Genomic DNA, 16,990 nt, shown 5'->3' with positions numbered 1-16,990 from the left:
ATGCCTGTTCTCTCGCTGGGATACCTGCGCCTGAACGTCGAATCGGTGGAGCAGTGGAAGCCCTTCGTGGGTGACTTCATGGGCATGATGCCCGTCGAGGGCCCGCTGCCGGGCGCGCTGCACTACCGCATGGACGAGTACCCGCCACGACTCGTGGTGACCGAATCCGCAACGCCGGGGCTCGAAGCCGTCGGGTTCGAGGTCCTCGACCGCTCCGATCTGCGCGGCCTCGTGACCCGAATCGAGGCCGCGGGCTTCGAGACCCGCACCGGGACCGCCGCGGAGTGCGCGCTGCGCCAGGTCACGGGATTCGCGGCGTTCGACGACCCGTCGGGCAACCGGGTGGAGCTGTTCTACGGCCCGGTCCTCAGTCATCGACCCGTCGAGCTGCCGCACGTGTCCGGGTTCGTCACCGCCGACCAGGGCATGGGGCACGTCATCCTGAACGCCGTCGACACCGAGGCCGCGTACGAGTTCTACGTGGGCGTACTGGGATTCACCGAGCGCAATTCGCTCGAGCTGCCCGGCGGCACAAGCTATTTCCTGGGCTGCAATGCGCGCCAGCACACGCTCGGACTCAATCCGGCCGAGGGCCCGGCGCTGCTGCACTTCATGGTCGAGACCGCTGAAATCGACGACGTCGGCAAGGCTCTCGATCGCGCCCACGATCTCGGCATCCCCATGATGCAGTCGCTCGGCAAGCACACCAACGACCGGATGCTGTCGTTCTACATCTACTCCCCCGAGGGGCACGCCACCGAAATCGGTTGGGGTGGTGAACAAATCGAAGGAGCTGCACCGACCTACCGGATCACCGAGGGCGCCGTGTGGGGACATCGCTACACGCCGCCGCCGGCCGGCGCGAAGGGTCTGCCCCGGTGACGGGCACCCTCGACGGCACGGCATCCGCCGACGCGGCGTCCGCCGGGACGCACCAGTGGACGCCGCGCCTGGTCACGATCCTGGTCGTGCTGGTCCTGGTCTCCGAGATCATTCCGGTCTCGGCGGTCCTCGCCGGCACTGCGCTGCCCGCGATCACGGCCCGTTTCGCGACCACCCAGGCCGGCTGGACCATGACGATCGCGTTCCTCACCGCGAGCATCGCGATGCCGTTGGTGGGCAAGCTCGCCGACATGTACGGCAAGAAGCGCCTGCTCATGGTGGTGCTCGCCGTGACGGTGGTCGGTTCGGTGCTGTCGGCGGTGGCGTCGACCTTCGCGGTGTTCCTGACCGGCCGAGCGCTGCAGGGTGCGATCTTCTCGGTCGCCTTCCTGTGCTACTCGCTGATCCGGGACGTCTTCCCGGAGAAGATCGTTCCGTTCGCGGTGAGCGTCACCGTGACCGGTACCGGCATCGTCGTCGTGTTGCAGCCGTTCCTCGCCGGCTGGCTGATCGACCACCACGGCGTCGCGGGCGCATTCTGGTTCGTCGCGGTGCTCACCGCCGTGTTGGGAATCGCTGCGCTGCTGGTGGTTCCGGAGTCGCCGGTGCGATCCGCCGATGCGCGCCCGGACGTGCTGGGCGCATTCCTGCTGGGCAGCTCGGTCGCGGCGGTGCTGGTGTCCGTGAGCTCGGCGCCGCAGTGGGGCTGGACCAGCGCGTCGACCCTCGGTCTGCTGGCGATCGGCTGCCTGCTGTTCGTGGCGTGGATCGTGCAGGCCGGACGGACCCCCGAACCGCTCATCGACCTGCGGCAACTGCGGCGTCCGGCACTGCTGTACACCGTGCTCTCGTCGGGCCTGGTGTACGGCGTCGGCACCACGACCACGTCGATCCTCGCGATCATGGCGATGACGCCGCGTGAGGCGGGTGGCGACTACGGGTTCGGCATGACCGCCGGCGAGTACGCCGTGTTCGGCGTCGTGGGCGGCATCGGGATCGTCGTCGGTGGGCTGATCGTCGGCGTCACCGCGCGCCGGACCGGCGCCAAGGTGCACATGGTCGCAGCCGCCGTCGTGATCGCGGCCGGCGTCCTGACGATGGGTTTCGGGCGCGGCGACGAGCTGGTCGTGCTGATCGCGGCCGGCTTCGTCAACCTCGGAACGGGCCTGGCCGGCGCGGCGATCCCCAACCTGGTCATCGCCGCGGTGCCGCCGGACAACCAGGTGGTGAGCTCGAGCCTGGCCGAGGTCAGCCGCACGCTGATGGCCGGTGTGGGTACGACGCTGGTCTTCGTGATGCTCAACGCCAACGTCCAGGCGGCGGTCGGCGGGGCGCCCGTGTACGCGGGTGTCGGGTTCGTCTGGGCGTACAGTCTCATCGCCGCGTGCGCGGTGGTCGGCGGTGTGGCGGCGGCGTTCCTGCCGCGCCGTGCGGGCGCTACCGAACAAGCGCTTCATCGGTAAGAAGGCCGATTGCCCGCTGCTAGCCTCGGGTAGTACACGATCGAATCGAATACCTGGACAAGAGGAGTGAACCGTGGCGTCAGCGGGTCGACGCGAGGTGATCCTGGCCGAATCGGCCCGACTGTTCTCCGATCGTGGCATTGCGGCGACGACCATCCGTGAGATCGGCGAGGCGGTCGGCCTCAATTCGGGAACGCTGTACCACTACTTCAGTTCCAAGGACGCGATCGTCTCCGAGATCCTTGTGAGTTTCCTGACGGATCTGGTGGAGCGCTACGACGCGGTGGTCGCCGAACCCGAGACGGCCCGGACGCGTCTCGGGCGCATCGTCCGGGTCTCGCTCGAGGTCGCGGACGTGCACCCGTATGCGACGGAGATCTACCAGAACGAGTTCTCCAATCTGAGTGCGCTGCCCCGCTACACCGAGATCGCCGCCGCCGTCGACTCCTCCCACGGCGCCTGGTACAGCGTCGTGGAGGACGGCGTCCGTGATGGCGAATTCAATTCGGGCGTGGATATTTTCGAGTTCCAGCGGATGATGCGCGAGTGCGTGTTCATGTCCGTGCGGTGGCACCGCGCGACCCTCTCGCAGGACATCGAATCCCTCACCGACACCCTCACGACCGTCTTCCTCAACGGATTCGTCCCGGCCCCGCCGCCCGGGAGTGTTCCGCCGCCGGTCACGGCCCGGCGGCGTCGGGTCGTGAAGAAGGCCGCGGCCGAGTCCGCGGAGCCGACGGAGCCCGCCGATTCCGCCGAGGAGATCCGCGCGGAACTCGATTCGCTGCGCACCGAACTGCGGGCGATCCGCGAGGCCATTGCCGATCGCCCCGACGCCGGCTGATCCGGAGGCCCGAACCCCTCCCCAACCGCACTCCGGGCTCCTACACTCCGGTCATGTCCGACAACACCCGCATCCATGCCTTCCGTGACGACGCCCTCGGTGACCTCGACGCGACCGGCGTGGCCGAACGCATCGAGTCCGGTGAGGTGTCTGCCCGCGAGGTGGTCCAGGCCGCGATCGACCGCGCCGAGTCCGTGCAGGGCACCCTGAACGGGATCCAGGTACGCGACTTCGAGCGGGCGTTGCGGCAGGCAGAGGCCCCGCGCAACGGCATCTTCTCCGGCGTGCCGACCATCATCAAGGACAACGTCGACGTCGCGGGCCTACCCACCGGGCAGGGCAGCGCGGCCTTCACACCCGCCCCCGCGCATCGGAACAGCGAGTTCGTCGACCAGTTCCTGTCCACGGGTGCCGTGTCGCTCGGCAAGAGCCGGCTACCCGAGTTCGGGTTCAGCGCCTCCACCGAGTACGCCGACGCCGATCCGGTACGCAACCCGTGGAACCCGGAGTACTCGTCGGGTGCGTCGTCGGGCGGTTCGGCGGCGCTGGTCGCAGCGGGTGTGCTGCCGTTCGCGCACGCCAACGACGGTGGCGGATCCATCCGCATCCCTGCTGCCGCATGCGGACTCGTCGGTCTCAAGCCGACGCGCGGCCGGACCCTGCCGGACGCGACGGACAAGACGATGCCGATCCGGATCGTCACGCAGGGCGCGGTGAGCCGGTCGGTGCGCGACAGCGCCCGGTTCTACGCCGCCGCCGAAAGTTACTACCGCAACCCGAAATTTCCGCCGATCCGGCTCGTCGAGGGTCCCGGTTCGACACGTCTGCGGATCGGCGTCATCGTCGACTCCGTGACCGGCGTGCCCACCGACGACGAGACCCGGGAGGCGGTGAACTCCACCGCCGACCTGCTCGACAAGCTCGGCCACCACGTCGAGGAAGCGAGGCTGCCGGTCGGCGAGGCGTTCATGCACGACTTCAAGCTGTACTGGGGCTTCCTGTCGTTCGCGATCGCTACCGGTGGCCGGCGGATGTTCGGGCCGACGTTCGACCCGGCGAAGACCGACAACCTCAGCCGCGGACTGGCCGCGATGTACCGCAAGCACATGCTCGAGACGCCGCGGATGCTCTACCGGCTGCAGCACACCGCCCGAACCTACGCGCAGATGTTCCAGACCTACGACGTCGTGCTGTCACCTGTCGTGAGCCACACGACACCGAAGCTCGGACACCTTTCCCCCGCACAAGATTTCGACACGCTGTTCGACCGGCTGGTGACGTACGCGGCTTTCACCCCGCTCAACAACGCCTCCGGCGGGCCGGCCATCTCGCTGCCGCTGCACCAGACGTCGACCGGCCTGCCGCTGGCGTCGCACTTCTCGGCCGACCACGGCGACGAGCGCACGCTCCTGGAGTTGGCCTTCGAACTCGAGGCGGTCAAGCCCTGGGCGCGGATCCAGGATCCGGCCTGAGGTCGAATCGCCGGGCGCGGATAGCATTTCACGGGTGATCAGCGATGCCGACATCACCGCCCATCTGAACGACGAGGTGCGCACCATCCCCTACCCCGGGCGGTGGCTGAGTCCACCGTTCGAAGGCGACGGCGCGGCCGTGATCGCCCGCGACGCGGGGCTGTCCGAACTGCGTATCGACCGACAGACCGGCCGGGTCGACGGGGTGGACCTGCAGACCGGCGCCGCGCAGGTGATCGCGCCCTCGCCGCGCGAGCTCGGTGCGCTCGCGGTCGCATACGCCTCGGCGTCCCGGAGCACCCGCGGGGCCTCCGACCGGGAGCTGCGTCGCATCGAGGAGACCCTGCTGGAAGCAATCCGCGCGGTGTCCTCGGAGCTGGTGGTCGAGGGATCGTTCTGGGCGATCGCGGCGGAGGAACTCGGCAGCGGGGTGCTCGGCGGCGCTGCCACCGAGCCCGTCGTGGTGGCGGCGCCGTTCGGCCCCACCGTCGTCATCGCGATGCCGATGATGCGGTTGCGTCAGGCGCTCGCCGACGAGGGGCTCGGCCTGCTCGACTATCGCGCATCGGTGTCGTACGCCGCGCTTACCGGCGACCTCGGTACCACCCTGGCGAACACGGCCCGACCCGGTGCGCAGGCGTCGGGCCCCGCACAGGTGCTGGTCGTCGACCAGCAGACGCGGCTCACCGCCGACGATCTCACCTTTCCGACACTGCGGATGCTGGTCCTGCTCGGGCCGGCGGCCCTGCCCCCGGACCTGCTCGACGCGTCCGCTCGGCTGGAGGTGGTGACCGTCGGCGGGCCCGACCCGTTCGCGCAGATCTCCGAACTCATCGCGCAGCGCGGCCACTGACCACCCCGTGCGGGGGGCGGCGCCGCGACCGTCAGTTCCCGTCGGCCGCGGCCAGGAGCACGACGATGTCGCGCTGGCCGCGGTTCTGTGCGTTCTGCAGCGCCGTGAGGCCCCGCGCGTCGCGGATCGCCGGATCGGCGCCGGCGTCCAGCAGCTGCGTGACGGTGTCGACGTAGCGTGCCGAGCCGTCGCCGTAGACGATCGCCTCGAGCAGCGCCGTCCAGCCGGGGTTGTTGACGTGGTTCACCGGCACGCCGGCCCGGATGAGGATGCGCACCGTCTCGACGTGCCCGTGCTCGGACGCCGGGATCAGTGCGGTGCCGCCGAACCTGTTGGTGGAGCGCACATCCGCGCCGTGCGCCAGCGTGACGAGCAGGATCTCGTCGAGGCCCTCCGCGCCGGCGTAGAGGAACGCCGAATCCTGCATGTCGTCCTTGGCGTTCACGTCGGCGCCGGCGTCGATCAGTGCCGTGGCCGCGGCGACGGCCTTCGCCTTGGTCGCCGCCACCAGCGGGGTGCGGCCGTCGTGGTCGCGGGCCTCGAGGTCGGCGCCGCGGTCCAGGGCGTCGCGCACTCCGGCCGCGTCGTTCGCGCGGGCCGCGTCGAAGAGCGCCCGCTCGAGCTCCGGGGTCGACGTCGGCGCACGCGACGTGACGCCGGGCGTGACGTCGGCACTGCTCGCGGCAACATCGGAAGTGGTTGTCGCGGGCGGTGTCTCGACGGCACCGCCAGTGCCGCAGGCGGCCGCCATCAGTGCGACGGCGGCCAGCAGGACGGCAGTCCTCACTGCAGGCTCCCGGCGATCTCGGCCAGGCCCGCGGCGGCGCACGCCTGGTCGGCGTTGCCGTCGGGCGCGCCGCCCACGCCGATGCCGGCGATGGACGTGTTACCCACCTTGACGCTCACGCCGCCGGCCAGGAACAGGGTGCCGGGCAGATCGGCGACAGTCGGGCCGTCGCCCTTCGCACGGCTGGCGAGGTCGCTGGTGTTCGCGCCGAACGCCGCTGCGGTGTAGCCCTTCTCGCGCGACGCCTCGACGGTGTGCTGGGCCGCATTGTCGCCGCGGAGCATGGCCTGGACGTTGCCGGCGCGGTCCACCACCGAGACGGTGACGAAGCCGAGGCCGTCGGCCTGGCACTTGGCGAGCGCGGCCTGCGCGGCGCGGCCGGCGGTCGCCACCGACAGCCGGTTGGCGGTGACGGTGCCCTTCTCGGCGTCGCCGGGCTTCTGCGACGACATCGCGACGGGGGCGACCTCGGTGGTGGTCGACGAGGCCGCGGCGTCGTCGGTGGATCCGCACGCGGTCGCGACCAGGAGGGCAACGGCGGGGACGGTGAACGCGAGGGCGCGGGGCAGGCGGCGGGAGGTGGTCATGGTGGGCCTTTCGGGCGGGGAGGAATCGAACGATTCGAGCTTCGCCCGGGCGGGAGGTCGACAGCATCGGCCGCGCGGCCACGACCAGATCATCCGAATGGCCGATACCGACCCACGGAACCGTCCGTAGGATCGGCCCGATGCAGGACGACGCGGGCAGTACCGACTTCCGCGGGCCGCTCGGCCTCGCGATCCACCTCTCGTTCTACGTACTGCTCGCGGCGTCCACGGCCCGCTACCTGACCTATCACGGGGTGAGCGGACGGTGGCTGGTGGTCGCGGGCCTGATCGCCGTCCTCGCCGCGTTGTACGCGGTGATCGTGGTGCTGTCGCGCCGCGGCGGCGCGTGCCAGCCGTGGGTGTGGCCGGTGCTGACGTCGTGGGTGGCGCTGGTGTGGCTGGCGCCGAGCTTCGCGTGGACGGCGTTCCCGATCTTCTTCCTGTGCACGCGGGCGTTCCCGCGCTGGGCCGCGTACCCGATCGTCGCGGCGCTCGCAGTGTTCGCGGGCATCGAGTTCGCGTCGTTCAGCGGCCGCACCGAGTGGGCGGTGCTGCTGGCGCCGCTGTGCACGGGCGCGCTGATCGTCCTCGCGTACGGGCAGGTGGAGCGCGACAGCGCCGAGCGGGAGCGGCTGCTCGGCGAACTGGTCGAGGCCAAGTCCCGGCTCGCGGAGACCGAGCGGGAGGCCGGGGTGCTCTCCGAGCGCGAGCGGCTCGCCCGGGAGATCCACGACACCGTCACGCAGGGGCTCACCAGCGCGCTGCTGCACCTCGAGGCGGCCGACGAGGTGTGGGACGCGTCCGGGGAACGGGCGCGGGACGAGGTCCGCACCGCGACGACGGCGCTGCGGGAGAACCTGGCCGAGACCCGCAACCTGATCCACTACCTCAGCTCCCCCGATCTCGAGACCCAGTCGCTCGACGCGGCCCTGCTCGCGGCCGTCCGCGGGTACGTCCCGTCGGCGCAGCTGCGGGTGATCGGCGAGCCCGTCGGGCTGCCGTCGGACGTCGAGCACGCGCTGCTGCGGATCACGCAGAGCGCGGCGTCGAACATCCGACGGCACGCGCGGGCGCAGACTGTGGGGGTGACCCTGACCTACCTGCCCGACGCCGTCGCCCTGGACGTGTTCGACGACGGCGCCGGGTTCGTCGTGGGCGAGTCCGCCGGGTTCGGTCTCCCGGCGATGCGCCAGCGCGTCGAGGCGCTGGGCGGCACGTTCTCGGTGGAGAGCGCGCCGGGCGAGGGCACCGTCGTCGCGGCGCAGATCCCGGTCGGGGGTGCGTCGTGATCGCGGTGCTGCTGGTCGACGACCATCTCGTGGTCAGGGCGGGATTGCGGGCCCTGCTCGATTCACAGCCGGACATCGAGGTGATCGGCGAGGCCGATACCGGCGAGGACGCCGTCGCGATGGCCGCCGACCACTCACCCGATGTGGTGATGATGGATCTGGCGCTCGGTTCCGGGATCGACGGGGTGGAGGCGATCCGCCGGATCCGCGCGAGCCGGCCCGACCAGCCGGTGCTGGTGTTCACCACCTACGACACCGACGCCGACGTGGTGCGCGCGCTCGACGCCGGCGCCATCGGCTATCTGCTGAAGGACTCTGCGCCGCAGGACATCTTCGGCGCCATCCGGGATGCCATCGCGGGCCGCAGCGTCCTGTCGCCCCCGGTCGCATCGCGGGTGCTGGACCGGATGCGACGCCCCGACCAGGCGCTGACGGCCCGCGAGGCCGAGTTGCTGAGCCTGCTGGCCGAGGGACTGACGAACAAGGAACTCGGCAAGCGGTTGTTCATCAGCGAGGCGACGGTGAAGACGCACCTGGCGCACATCTACGCCAAGCTGGGTGTCGACTCCCGCGCCGCGGCCGTCTCAATCGCCTTGCGTCGGGACGGGATTCGCTGATGCTGACCGACTTCTCCTCGATCCGCGTCCAGGGTGATCCCACCCTTGCCCACATCGATCTCGACCTGCTGGATACGTATCGGTTCGCGGACGGTGCCGCGTTCCCGGCGTCCTATCGTGAGTTCGTTCGTAGTCTCGGCTGGGGCCGACTGTTCGGGCTGTGGCTCGTGTACCCACCGGCGCTCGAAGGCTACGCGGACGGATGGCAGGCCAGGAGCAGGATTCTCACCGAACGGCTCCGCGAGACCTACCGTGACGGGCAGGCCGAGGAGTTCGACTGGATGATCGAGCCCGACGGCGACTGGTCGCTCGCCGATTCGCTCCAGGTCTTCGCTATCAGCGAGAACGGGGATGTAATGCTGTGGGACACCGCCGTTCGCGATGAACGCGGCGAATTCTCGGTGTACTGCTCGCAGAAGATGAATTCGCTGCGACTACTCGGACCGTCGCTCGACGTCGCGACCCGGGTGCTGCGAAGCGAAGCGGCAGAGTTGTTCGGCGATGGCGAGTTCGACTTCGAACCGCTGGCGGCGCAACGCCTATCGTGACCGCCCGAACCAGCGTCGCCTCGTCGCGGGGCGGGACAGGTCGCCAGGTAGTCGCTGCCGCCCTCCTGCTCGCGGATCTCGCCGAGGTAGCCGTCGATCTCCCCCGCCGAGGCGACCGTGAACGGCAGGTCGTGGCCGGTGTTGGCGCGAAACCGAGACCGAGCACGCCTGCGCCAGGGCAGGCATGTTCTCGACGGTCGGCGGAGCGGGAAGTCGCAGCGGCCGACCGGAGTACGCGCCGGAGGTTGGGGTCATGAGCAGAACCTAGCGGGGATCGCTCAGGACTCCGGCGCAGTCTCCGTGGTGTCGCCCGGATCGGCGTCGTCGCCGGCCAGGATCAGGTACAGGGCGCGACGCGCATCTGTGAGCACCTTCTCGGCGGCGGCGAGTTGGGCGGCGGTCCCGGAAGTCTGGACCTGGCGGGCGGCGGCATGCAGATCGTGCAGGGGGCCACGCAGATCCGTCCCCGCTCCCGCGAATGCGAATGGGTCACCCCAGGATTCGGCGTTCTGCTCCACGTACTCGCGACCGGAGTCGGTGAGTGTGACGAGCTTGCGGCCACCCTCGGCGGTCGTCTCGACCAGGCCCTCGTCCTCCAACTGCTGGAGCGTGGGGTAGATCGCGCCGGCGCTGGGACGCCAGGACCCGTTGGTGCGATCGGTGATGGTCTGCATCAACTGGTAGCCGTACATCGAGTCCTCCTTCAGGAGCAGCAGGACGGCAGCGCGGACGTCGCCACGGCCTGCTCGGCGCGGCCCGCCACGTCCACGGGGACCCCCGTGGCCACGTCCACGATCCCGACCGCCACGCATGCGCGGATCCTCGCCGTCGAACGGGCGGTGATGGCGGCGCTGGCGGCCCATTTCCTCACCCCATGCAGGGTGTTCATGCATCTGTTCCGGCCCTCGCCGGTGATTCATGTTCCTCATCGGTTTCTCCTTTCATCGTTAACCGACACACTCACGATATATCGTGATCGTATCTTTGAAAAGGGTGGTGTGGGTCACTGGTGGTCGCGACGGGATCTTCGATGGAACCGGGTGGGGTGCCCGTGCGTCTGATCCAATGGGCGAATCGTCGCGAAACGAGGGGGAAGCGTGAGGTCACTGGGACGGTGGAGCGTCGCGGTCATCGCCGCGGTCGGGGTTCTCGGCTCGGCCGGCTGTGGGTCGACAAGCGTCGAGGGGCAGGCCGAGACCACGAAACCGGAGGCCGGGGAGCCGGCGTTCGATCCGTGCAGCATTCCGGACGAGGCGTTGCGGGCGATCGGGGTTGATCCGGCATCCGAAGAGCGCGACATCATGGACGTCAAGCAGCCGGGCTGGAGTCTGTGCAGTTGGAATAAGCCCGATCGCGCCTTCTACGTGACGATCTTCGCCACCGGAATGCCACTCGACGCGGTCCTCACCAGCGAACGCTTCACTGACGCGACTCCGATTGATCTAGCCGGACGCAAAGCATTCACGGTCCGCGAGAAGTCCGATACCCGCAACGAGCACTGCGATGTCGTACTCGCTGCCGGTCCGGACACCCTGATGCTGCAGGCCGACTACGGCAAGGGGCTGCCACCGTCCGAGAGCCCCTGCCCACTCGCGATCAAGAACGCACAACTCCTCGAACCGTCTCTACCTCGCTGACCAAAAGGACCGATCATGTGGATGAATCCTTCGTGGAGCGAACTCGGTGTAATGGTCGACGCGGGCGAACTCTTCCTCGAACCGGGTATTGCCGAGAGATGCGCCGCGCGCTGCGACCAACTGCGCGACGAGCTAATGGATCTCCAACGACGCGCGACACGTCTATCCAGAATCGAAGGGCTTGGCCACCTTCCGTCCGGCCTCGCCCTCTCTCGCAAGTTCGAGCAGAAGGCGTCGGGCGGCGAGTACCCCCTCGACCAGGCGCTCGCCGACCACATCACCGTCGTGGAGCAGATGCAGTCGGTGTTCGAGAAGATCGCCGCGAGCTACACCGCCGCAGAGGAGTCGAACGTTCAGCGGTTCAACGTGATTGAGCACGGCCGTTGATGCAGACCATCGAGGGCTGAACCCTCGATGAGCACCTTGACGCCACGAATCTCGCTCACCGAGGTGGCGCAGTCTGTAGGCGATACCGCCCAGGGCCGGAGAGGTTCACTCATCGCCTTCTGATCGTGCTCATGGGTGGGCGTCTCGATTCCTATGATGTGGACATGTTCGAGTTCGTTCTCTGGGGCTCCACCGGGCTCATCGTGGCGGGGCTCCTCGCATTCTGGTGGCGCCAAGATGCCCTAGAACGCAAGGACACCGAGCTCTTCAAGCGGTGGGCCAACGCGACGGTCTGGAACAGTGATCCATCGGCGGAGATCGTGGTGATATCTCGGGCGGTCGAGGACGTCACCTCGCTCAGCGACGGCGTCGTGGAGATCGAAGCGGTCTTGAACTCAGACTCGTCAGTGGTCGCGGAAGTGGGATGGTATCTCCTCATCACGGGTTGGACGGACGCTCGAGACCGCGCGAAACTCGGCGAACCCATCGCGTTCGGGCCCGCTGAGATCCTCGACTCGTTCCCACCCCACACGCCTGAGCTCGTAGATCGACTGAGGGGGCGAGGGGATCGACCGCCTCGCCTCGCGAGTCGACTGCTCGGGCTCAGGGGACTCTAGGGCGTGTCCCCTACGGCGTCCGGCGAACCATCACCGGCATTGAGGAGACACGTCTAGGTCTCTGTGAGCTCCGCGAAGTCCTCCGTGTATCCGAGGAGCAGCACCGACGACCCCCGAAGCACATCGGCGAGTTCGTTCCAGGCGTCGGCGTCAGGTTGCCCGTACAGTTCGCGCAGATCGGCGATCAAGGCGTCGACGTCCCGCTGCTCAGGATCGAGGACGCTGAGGAATCCGAGCGTGGACGCGCCGATCCCGACGAGCGCATACCCGTGGCGCTCGCCCATCCGGCGCGCCACGGCGTGGCATTCGAAAGGCGTCCAGTCGCACGCGAAGTAGCCGTTCGGGAGGTCGGCGAGCAGATCGGTGTCATCCGCGGTCGGCAGGCACTGCACCACGTGCACGTCGTCCACCACCAGACCCGGGTCGCGATTGAGCGCCACCAACGCCTCGATGTCGCTCGGCTCCGTGACGAACGAGCTGCCCACGTCCTCCCATCGCACAGCCCGGTCCGGATCTCGGAGCGCCGCTGCGGCCGACTCGAACACCGCGGTCTCGTAGGCGGCGAGCGCGTCGTCGGTGTCGTCGTCCGGGTACGCGATGTCTCCATCCAGCTCGTGCTTGGCGCGCGCATGTCCGCTCGTGTAGAGGCACTGGTTCGGATCGTCGAGCATCAGAAAGCACCGGCCGTCATGGCGATGCGCCGCCTCGACCCGCCAGAACGCCGCGAGCAACGCATCGAACGACTCCGCATCGCCGATGAGCGCGACGCTGAAGCGGTTCACACCGCGGTGCCCCTCGTTCGGCAGCGCCTGAAGGACCGCGCCCTCCACTTCGCCGTAGTTCACCGGCTGTCGGGTGCCGGATACCGGGCGTCCCGCCATCGCTGCTTCCTCCATCAGGGATCGACCTTTCCGCGAGCGTTGTCGATCCATGATCGCCCAATTCCCCGGCGGCGGTTACCCGCCGACGATTTCCCCGGACGGCGCCCACTGCGGATCGCGGCCGGCGTATCCGAGGAGCCGGTCCAGATCGGAGGCGTCGTCGGGGACCGGGACCACCGGCCCGTAGAGCCCCTCGCGGCCGGCCTCCTCGCCGGGCACGGACATCGACGCCGCGAATCCCAGGCTCGCCTCGATGCTGGCCGGATCGGCCTCGAAGGGCTGACCGGTGGCCCGGGCGAGATCCCATCCGTGCAGGACCAGTTCGTCCACCGCGACCGCCGCAATGACGGGTGCCGGCAGGGTCACGCCGCCCGCGGTGGCCTCCCCCTCCCACGCGTCAGCCGACCGCCACGCTTCAGCCATCGCGTCGAGCTGCCGACGAAGCTGGGCCTGCCAGTCCGACGGCAACTGGTCCGGTCGGCCGGACCCGTCACCGGGGAACGGCACCTTCCGAGCTGCCGCGGCAAAGGCGTTGGTCAGTTCGAGGAAATGCCGGAGCAGGTCGGAAACCGACCACTCCGAACAGGGCGTCGGAAGGTCGAGTTGTTCATCGGCAATGCCCTCGGTAAGCCGTGCCACCTGCGCAGCGGCCGGCCCCAAGTCGTATTCGATCGTCATGCGCGCCTCCCTGGTCGAATGTCGTCTCACAGGTATCGACCCGGCCGCGGAGCAAAACTCATCGGCTGACCCGTCAGCGCGGCGCCTTGAGTTGCATCCAGGCGAGAACGGTGAGAATCCGCAGGGCCGGAATCGCCTCGTCCAGATCCGCCTGCTCCCGAAGCGAGACGAGTCTGCGGTGCAGCTCGCCGTCGTTTGCGCGCAGCGCCTGCCGGACAGGTTCGAGGTGCGCCTGCTTGGTGCCGAGCACCTCACCGATGACGCGGTCGTAGATCGGGAACAGCCGCGGACGCTTCCGGGCGATCAGCTTCGACGCGACTGTGCGTCCGATGCTCGGCACCGTCCACAGCGCATCCTCGAGCCGCAGCACCGGCGATTCCGGGGTCAGTTCGTCGGCTTCGTCGACCAGCTCGCGGTCGGGGCCGACGTCTGCCAGCAGTCCGGCGAACTCGTCGCGGCGCTCCCGCAACAGAATCTGGGCTCCGTCCGGCGAGACCTCCACCGACAGCATCGAGACGGCGACCACGTCGTCGGCGGTGAACACGTTCGCGTCCCGGTCACGTGTCCCGGTCGAATCCCACGTGTCCCATCTGGCTCCACTGCGGAGGTATCCGGTCTTCACCAACGGCTCGGTGAAGTAGGTCCGCAGCACCTCGACAGCGGCGGTGTCGCCACCGGACGAGAGAACCTTGGGAAGCCGAATCGTCATGTCAGGCATCCTCGTTCATCACATCGAGGACGTGCTGCGCGAACCACCGATTGTGGTACTGAGCATACGGGCCACGCCCCTTGCTCACCAGCCGCTCGGCCAGCGGAGCGATCGTCGTCTCGTCCAGCGGCAGTTCGAAGAACTGGTCGTCGGCGCCCTCGTCGGACAGGAACCAGTCGATCAGCACTCCATCGCCGTCGGCAGAGGCCAGTTCGGTTTCCTTGAAGCGCAGCAACGGGTTCGCCATGGCGAGTCCGTCGAGGCTGTACCTGGTGCGGCGCATCAGCGCGGACAGCGAGGTGTACAGCACTGTGCGGAAGTCGACGGTCTCCCCGTTCTCCGTGTAGCGCTCCACGTAGAGCACTTCCATCGGGCCGACATTGAGCGTGAAGAGGCGTTCGCGCTCGGCAGTCTTGTTCGTCGTCGGGAGGCAGCTCAGCGTCCACTCGTCCACCTCGACCGCGGCGGGGTCGTCGAACGCCGACGCGAGATAGCCGGCGACCAGGTCGACCACCACCTCGAAGAACGGTTCCGTCTGCAGCAGCTTGAAGTTGGCCTCGGTGGCGGACGGGTTGATGTCAGTCATGGGTGTCCTCGGGTTCGGGGGTTCGGGAAGTGTTCTGGGGGCGACAGTCCAGGAGATTTCCTCGAGGACCGCGCGAGAGCGCTGTCCGGGCCTACTCGAAACAGCCCTCGTCGATGTCGGCGTCCCCGAGCTCACCAGTGATCACGTAACCAGACCCCTATCCCACGTCACCGAACGGACAGACGACTCTATCCGCCGGGGCCTGCGGCCCGGTCGACCGGCTCAGGTCGCTCGACTCCATCCACGACGGCATCCTCGCCGACGATCGCTTCCACGACCGCACACCCGTCGAGTGCACGCCGCAGCGCATTCACCGTCCACGAGTCCAACAGGACAACGAATCCACCAGAGCGACCGATCGCGGCAAACCGACCGGTGCGCCGCTACCGCGCCGGCGCCGGGTCCGGCGCGGAGAAGGCGTAGTCGTCGAGCGGGAAGCGTCGCGCCTCGGCGAAGGCGTTGGCCGTCGAGGTGGGACGCAGCAGAGCGGCCTCACCGTGTTGGTTGAAGTAGTACGACCGGGCCGATCCACAGCTTCCGCCGTAGAAGACCGAGTCGTCGAGGTTCGCCGTCATCCGGTCGAGGAACCGGGTGTTGGCGTCCTCGGTCACCTCGAAGACGTCGGTGCCGCGGCGGCGCATCTCGGTCAGCAGCCTGGTCATGTGCACCATCTGCGACTCGATCGTGGTGAAGTACGACAGCCCGCTGTACGAGTACGGACTCGCGAGAGTGAGAAAGTTCGGGAACTTCAGCACGGCAACACCCTCGTACGCCTGGAAGCGGTTGTCGCGCCACCACTTTCCGAGGTCGAGGCCGTCCCGTCCGATAATCTCGATTGCGGGGAAGTTCACGTCCCACAGGTTGAACCCGGTTGCCAGGATCAAGGTGTCGATCTCGGTGCGCCGGCCGTCGGCGGTGACGATCGCGTCGGGTTCGATCCGCGCGATCGACGTCGTCTCGAGGTTCACGTTCTTCTTCGTGAAGGTCCGGTAGTAGCTGTTGGAGAACGTCGGCCGCTTGCACCCGAAGTCGTAGTCGGGGGTCAGGCGGCGACGCAGCTCGGCGTCCCGCACCTGAGCCCGCAGGAACAAGCGCGACGCCGCCGCGGCCCCCTTGTTGAGGAACTTCGCCTGGCGGTAGTGCAGCACCGCGCTGACCATGATGCCCTCGAGGATCGCATCGCTCACGAAGCGGGCTACGCGTTGCGTTGCCGGAACCCGCGAGAAGAGCCGTTGCACCACACCGGGAATCGGAACATCAGCCTTCGGCACCACCCAGATCGGGGTGCGCTGGTAGACGGTGAGCTCCCGCGCCTTCCGGGCGACCTCGGGGATCAACTGGACGGCGGTGGCACCGGTGCCGATGATCGCGGCACGCGACCCCGCCAGGTCGATACCGTCCTCCCACGCGGTGGTGTGCAGGACGCGACCGGAGAACGTGTCGATGCCGTCGATGTCCGGCATCTGTGGCTGCGACAGGAATCCGGTCGCGGTGAGCAGGTAGCGCCCGGTCACCTGTTCGCCGCCCTCGACAGACACCACCCAGTGCCGTGCGGTCTCGTCCCAGCGGGCGCCGGTGACGACCGTCCCGAACCGCATGTACCGGCGCAGGTCGTACTTGTCGGCGACGTGCTCGGCATACCGCTTGAGTTCGGCACCCGGCGCGAACAGCCGCGACCAGTGCGGATTCGGTTCGAAGGAGTACGAGTAGGTGACCGAGGCGATGTCCACGGCCAGGCCCGGGTAGCGATTGACGTGCCACGTGCCGCCGAGGTCGTCCTCGCGTTCGAGGATCGCCAGATTCGTCAGGCCGAGCCGATTCAGGGCGATTACCGCACCCATTCCGCCGAAGCCGGCACCGACGATCACGGCGTCGTACTGCGTGTTCCGATCCACGGCTCCACCCTCCCACATATATGTCACTCCGAGTATCACTCATCTGGGTGGATGCGGCCAGGGTTTCCGCGCGATTCAGTCGCCGACGCCCGCACCGACCGTCCGGGCTCAGCCGCGCGTGTCGGCCACGGCGACCGCGTCGATCTCGACCGTCGCACGTACGGCAGCCCACTCACCCCGACGAAGGTGCGGGCCGGACGCGGGGCGTCGAAGAGTCGATCGAACTTTCGGTTCGTCAGCCGGAACGAACAGATCCGC

At 68.5% G+C, this 16,990-nt stretch carries 20 protein-coding genes; 11 read left to right on the top strand and 9 right to left on the bottom strand.

Translation table 11 applies throughout. The features are described from left to right. The 5 genes from ACQ5DX_RS24515 (at position 1) to ACQ5DX_RS24495 (ending at position 5,514) form a co-directional block, all read left to right on the top strand. A complete protein-coding gene (locus tag ACQ5DX_RS24515) occupies positions 1-882 on the top strand; it encodes a VOC family protein (protein ID WP_430335067.1) in 882 nt (293 codons plus the stop codon). Then, positions 879-2,345, top strand: a complete 1,467-nt coding sequence (locus tag ACQ5DX_RS24510; protein ID WP_430335066.1) for an MFS transporter — start codon at positions 879-881, stop codon at positions 2,343-2,345. The genes ACQ5DX_RS24515 and ACQ5DX_RS24510 overlap by 4 nt, the downstream gene beginning before the upstream one ends. Positions 2,346-2,418: 73 nt before the next feature. After that, the gene (locus ACQ5DX_RS24505; RefSeq protein WP_430335065.1) at positions 2,419-3,189 is read left to right on the top strand and encodes a TetR/AcrR family transcriptional regulator; all 771 of its coding nucleotides are present in this window, start codon (positions 2,419-2,421) and stop codon (positions 3,187-3,189) included. 53 nt (positions 3,190-3,242) lie between these two features. After that, positions 3,243-4,661 (top strand): amidase, encoded by a 1,419-nt coding sequence (locus ACQ5DX_RS24500; protein WP_430335064.1) that lies wholly within the window; start codon positions 3,243-3,245, stop codon positions 4,659-4,661. A gap of 34 nt (positions 4,662-4,695) precedes the next feature. After that, positions 4,696-5,514: a hypothetical protein gene (locus ACQ5DX_RS24495; RefSeq protein WP_430335063.1), complete on the top strand. Its 819-nt coding sequence runs from the start codon at positions 4,696-4,698 to the stop codon at positions 5,512-5,514. Between the two features lie 31 nt (positions 5,515-5,545). Here ACQ5DX_RS24495 and ACQ5DX_RS24490 read toward each other — a convergent pair whose 3' ends face one another. Beyond that, on the bottom strand, positions 5,546-6,301 hold the full coding sequence (locus tag ACQ5DX_RS24490; protein ID WP_430335062.1) for an ankyrin repeat domain-containing protein: 756 nt from the start codon (positions 6,299-6,301) through the stop codon (positions 5,546-5,548). Beyond that, on the bottom strand, positions 6,298-6,888 hold the full coding sequence (locus tag ACQ5DX_RS24485; RefSeq protein ID WP_430335061.1) for a GlcG/HbpS family heme-binding protein: 591 nt from the start codon (positions 6,886-6,888) through the stop codon (positions 6,298-6,300). The genes ACQ5DX_RS24490 and ACQ5DX_RS24485 overlap by 4 nt, the downstream gene beginning before the upstream one ends. Before the next feature lie 140 nt (positions 6,889-7,028). Between ACQ5DX_RS24485 and ACQ5DX_RS24480 the strand changes: the two genes are divergently transcribed. From ACQ5DX_RS24480 to ACQ5DX_RS24470, 3 genes are read left to right on the top strand one after another with little or no spacing between them, the layout of a single operon-like run. Further along, on the top strand, positions 7,029-8,177 hold the full coding sequence (locus ACQ5DX_RS24480) for a sensor histidine kinase (RefSeq protein ID WP_430335060.1): 1,149 nt from the start codon (positions 7,029-7,031) through the stop codon (positions 8,175-8,177). Beyond that, positions 8,174-8,794: a response regulator gene (locus ACQ5DX_RS24475; RefSeq protein ID WP_430335059.1), complete on the top strand. Its 621-nt coding sequence runs from the start codon at positions 8,174-8,176 to the stop codon at positions 8,792-8,794. The genes ACQ5DX_RS24480 and ACQ5DX_RS24475 overlap by 4 nt, the downstream gene beginning before the upstream one ends. Continuing rightward, the gene (locus ACQ5DX_RS24470) at positions 8,794-9,342 is read left to right on the top strand and encodes a hypothetical protein (RefSeq protein ID WP_430335058.1); all 549 of its coding nucleotides are present in this window, start codon (positions 8,794-8,796) and stop codon (positions 9,340-9,342) included. Before ACQ5DX_RS24475 ends, ACQ5DX_RS24470 begins: the two co-directional genes overlap by 1 nt. 278 nt (positions 9,343-9,620) lie before the next feature. Here ACQ5DX_RS24470 and ACQ5DX_RS24465 read toward each other — a convergent pair whose 3' ends face one another. After that, entirely contained in the window at positions 9,621-10,034 is a 414-nt protein-coding gene (locus tag ACQ5DX_RS24465; protein WP_430335057.1) for a PadR family transcriptional regulator, read from the bottom strand. 11 nt (positions 10,035-10,045) lie between these two features. Then, complete coding sequence (locus ACQ5DX_RS24460; protein WP_430335056.1) at positions 10,046-10,231, bottom strand: hypothetical protein; 186 nt, start codon at positions 10,229-10,231, stop codon at positions 10,046-10,048. Between the two features lie 208 nt (positions 10,232-10,439). Here ACQ5DX_RS24460 and ACQ5DX_RS24455 point away from each other — a divergent pair, with 208 nt between their 5' ends. The 3 genes from ACQ5DX_RS24455 (at position 10,440) to ACQ5DX_RS24445 (ending at position 11,983) form a co-directional block, all read left to right on the top strand. After that, on the top strand, positions 10,440-10,979 hold the full coding sequence (locus tag ACQ5DX_RS24455; RefSeq protein WP_430335055.1) for a DUF3558 domain-containing protein: 540 nt from the start codon (positions 10,440-10,442) through the stop codon (positions 10,977-10,979). 51 nt (positions 10,980-11,030) lie between these two features. Beyond that, on the top strand, positions 11,031-11,366 hold the full coding sequence (locus tag ACQ5DX_RS24450) for a hypothetical protein (RefSeq protein WP_430335054.1): 336 nt from the start codon (positions 11,031-11,033) through the stop codon (positions 11,364-11,366). Between the two features lie 164 nt (positions 11,367-11,530). Next, positions 11,531-11,983 carry a hypothetical protein gene (locus ACQ5DX_RS24445; RefSeq protein WP_430335053.1) on the top strand — a complete coding sequence of 151 codons (453 nt, stop codon included), beginning with the start codon at positions 11,531-11,533 and terminating at the stop codon, positions 11,981-11,983. Between the two features lie 53 nt (positions 11,984-12,036). Here the strand turns inward: ACQ5DX_RS24445 and ACQ5DX_RS24440 are convergent, their stop codons facing one another. The 5 genes from ACQ5DX_RS24440 to ACQ5DX_RS24420 all read right to left on the bottom strand — a co-directional run bounded on the left by ACQ5DX_RS24440 (position 12,037) and on the right by ACQ5DX_RS24420 (position 16,678). Then, the gene (locus ACQ5DX_RS24440; protein WP_430335052.1) at positions 12,037-12,879 is read right to left on the bottom strand and encodes a hypothetical protein; all 843 of its coding nucleotides are present in this window, start codon (positions 12,877-12,879) and stop codon (positions 12,037-12,039) included. A 60-nt stretch (positions 12,880-12,939) separates the two neighbouring features. Next, positions 12,940-13,542 carry a TIGR03086 family metal-binding protein gene (locus ACQ5DX_RS24435; RefSeq protein ID WP_430335051.1) on the bottom strand — a complete coding sequence of 201 codons (603 nt, stop codon included), beginning with the start codon at positions 13,540-13,542 and terminating at the stop codon, positions 12,940-12,942. Positions 13,543-13,615: 73 nt separating this feature from the next. After that, on the bottom strand, positions 13,616-14,251 hold the full coding sequence (locus tag ACQ5DX_RS24430; protein WP_430335050.1) for a DUF6308 family protein: 636 nt from the start codon (positions 14,249-14,251) through the stop codon (positions 13,616-13,618). 1 nt (position 14,252) lies between these two features. Continuing rightward, complete coding sequence (locus ACQ5DX_RS24425; protein WP_430335049.1) at positions 14,253-14,837, bottom strand: hypothetical protein; 585 nt, start codon at positions 14,835-14,837, stop codon at positions 14,253-14,255. Positions 14,838-15,220: 383 nt separating this feature from the next. Continuing rightward, entirely contained in the window at positions 15,221-16,678 is a 1,458-nt protein-coding gene (locus ACQ5DX_RS24420) for a flavin-containing monooxygenase (RefSeq protein ID WP_430335790.1), read from the bottom strand. Positions 16,679-16,990 lie beyond the last annotated feature (312 nt).

Origin of the sequence: Rhodococcus sp. ACT016 (genome assembly GCF_050477185.1) — a bacterium.
Taxonomy (GTDB): Bacteria; Actinomycetota; Actinomycetes; order Mycobacteriales; family Mycobacteriaceae; genus Prescottella.
This window is presented reverse-complemented; position numbering and strand designations above follow the sequence as displayed.

Excerpts from the sequence above, each read along its gene's own strand:
- ACQ5DX_RS24435 (WP_430335051.1), bottom strand. The coding sequence starts at position 13,542 with ATGACGATCGAATACGACTTGGGGCCGGCCGCTGCGCAGGTGGCACGG.
- ACQ5DX_RS24425 (WP_430335049.1), bottom strand. The coding sequence starts at position 14,837 with ATGACTGACATCAACCCGTCCGCCACCGAGGCCAACTTCAAGCTGCTG.
- ACQ5DX_RS24485 (WP_430335061.1), bottom strand. The coding sequence starts at position 6,888 with ATGACCACCTCCCGCCGCCTGCCCCGCGCCCTCGCGTTCACCGTCCCC.
- ACQ5DX_RS24440 (WP_430335052.1), bottom strand. The coding sequence starts at position 12,879 with ATGGAGGAAGCAGCGATGGCGGGACGCCCGGTATCCGGCACCCGACAG.
- ACQ5DX_RS24460 (WP_430335056.1), bottom strand. The coding sequence starts at position 10,231 with ATGAACACCCTGCATGGGGTGAGGAAATGGGCCGCCAGCGCCGCCATC.
- ACQ5DX_RS24515 (WP_430335067.1), top strand. The coding sequence starts at position 1 with ATGCCTGTTCTCTCGCTGGGATACCTGCGCCTGAACGTCGAATCGGTG.
- ACQ5DX_RS24500 (WP_430335064.1), top strand. The coding sequence starts at position 3,243 with ATGTCCGACAACACCCGCATCCATGCCTTCCGTGACGACGCCCTCGGT.
- ACQ5DX_RS24470 (WP_430335058.1), top strand. The coding sequence starts at position 8,794 with ATGCTGACCGACTTCTCCTCGATCCGCGTCCAGGGTGATCCCACCCTT.
- ACQ5DX_RS24430 (WP_430335050.1), bottom strand. The coding sequence starts at position 14,251 with ATGACGATTCGGCTTCCCAAGGTTCTCTCGTCCGGTGGCGACACCGCC.
- ACQ5DX_RS24480 (WP_430335060.1), top strand. The coding sequence starts at position 7,029 with ATGCAGGACGACGCGGGCAGTACCGACTTCCGCGGGCCGCTCGGCCTC.
- ACQ5DX_RS24445 (WP_430335053.1), top strand. The coding sequence starts at position 11,531 with ATGTTCGAGTTCGTTCTCTGGGGCTCCACCGGGCTCATCGTGGCGGGG.
- ACQ5DX_RS24420 (WP_430335790.1), bottom strand. The coding sequence starts at position 16,678 with ATGGGTGCGGTAATCGCCCTGAATCGGCTCGGCCTGACGAATCTGGCG.
- ACQ5DX_RS24465 (WP_430335057.1), bottom strand. The coding sequence starts at position 10,034 with ATGTACGGCTACCAGTTGATGCAGACCATCACCGATCGCACCAACGGG.
- ACQ5DX_RS24450 (WP_430335054.1), top strand. The coding sequence starts at position 11,031 with ATGGTCGACGCGGGCGAACTCTTCCTCGAACCGGGTATTGCCGAGAGA.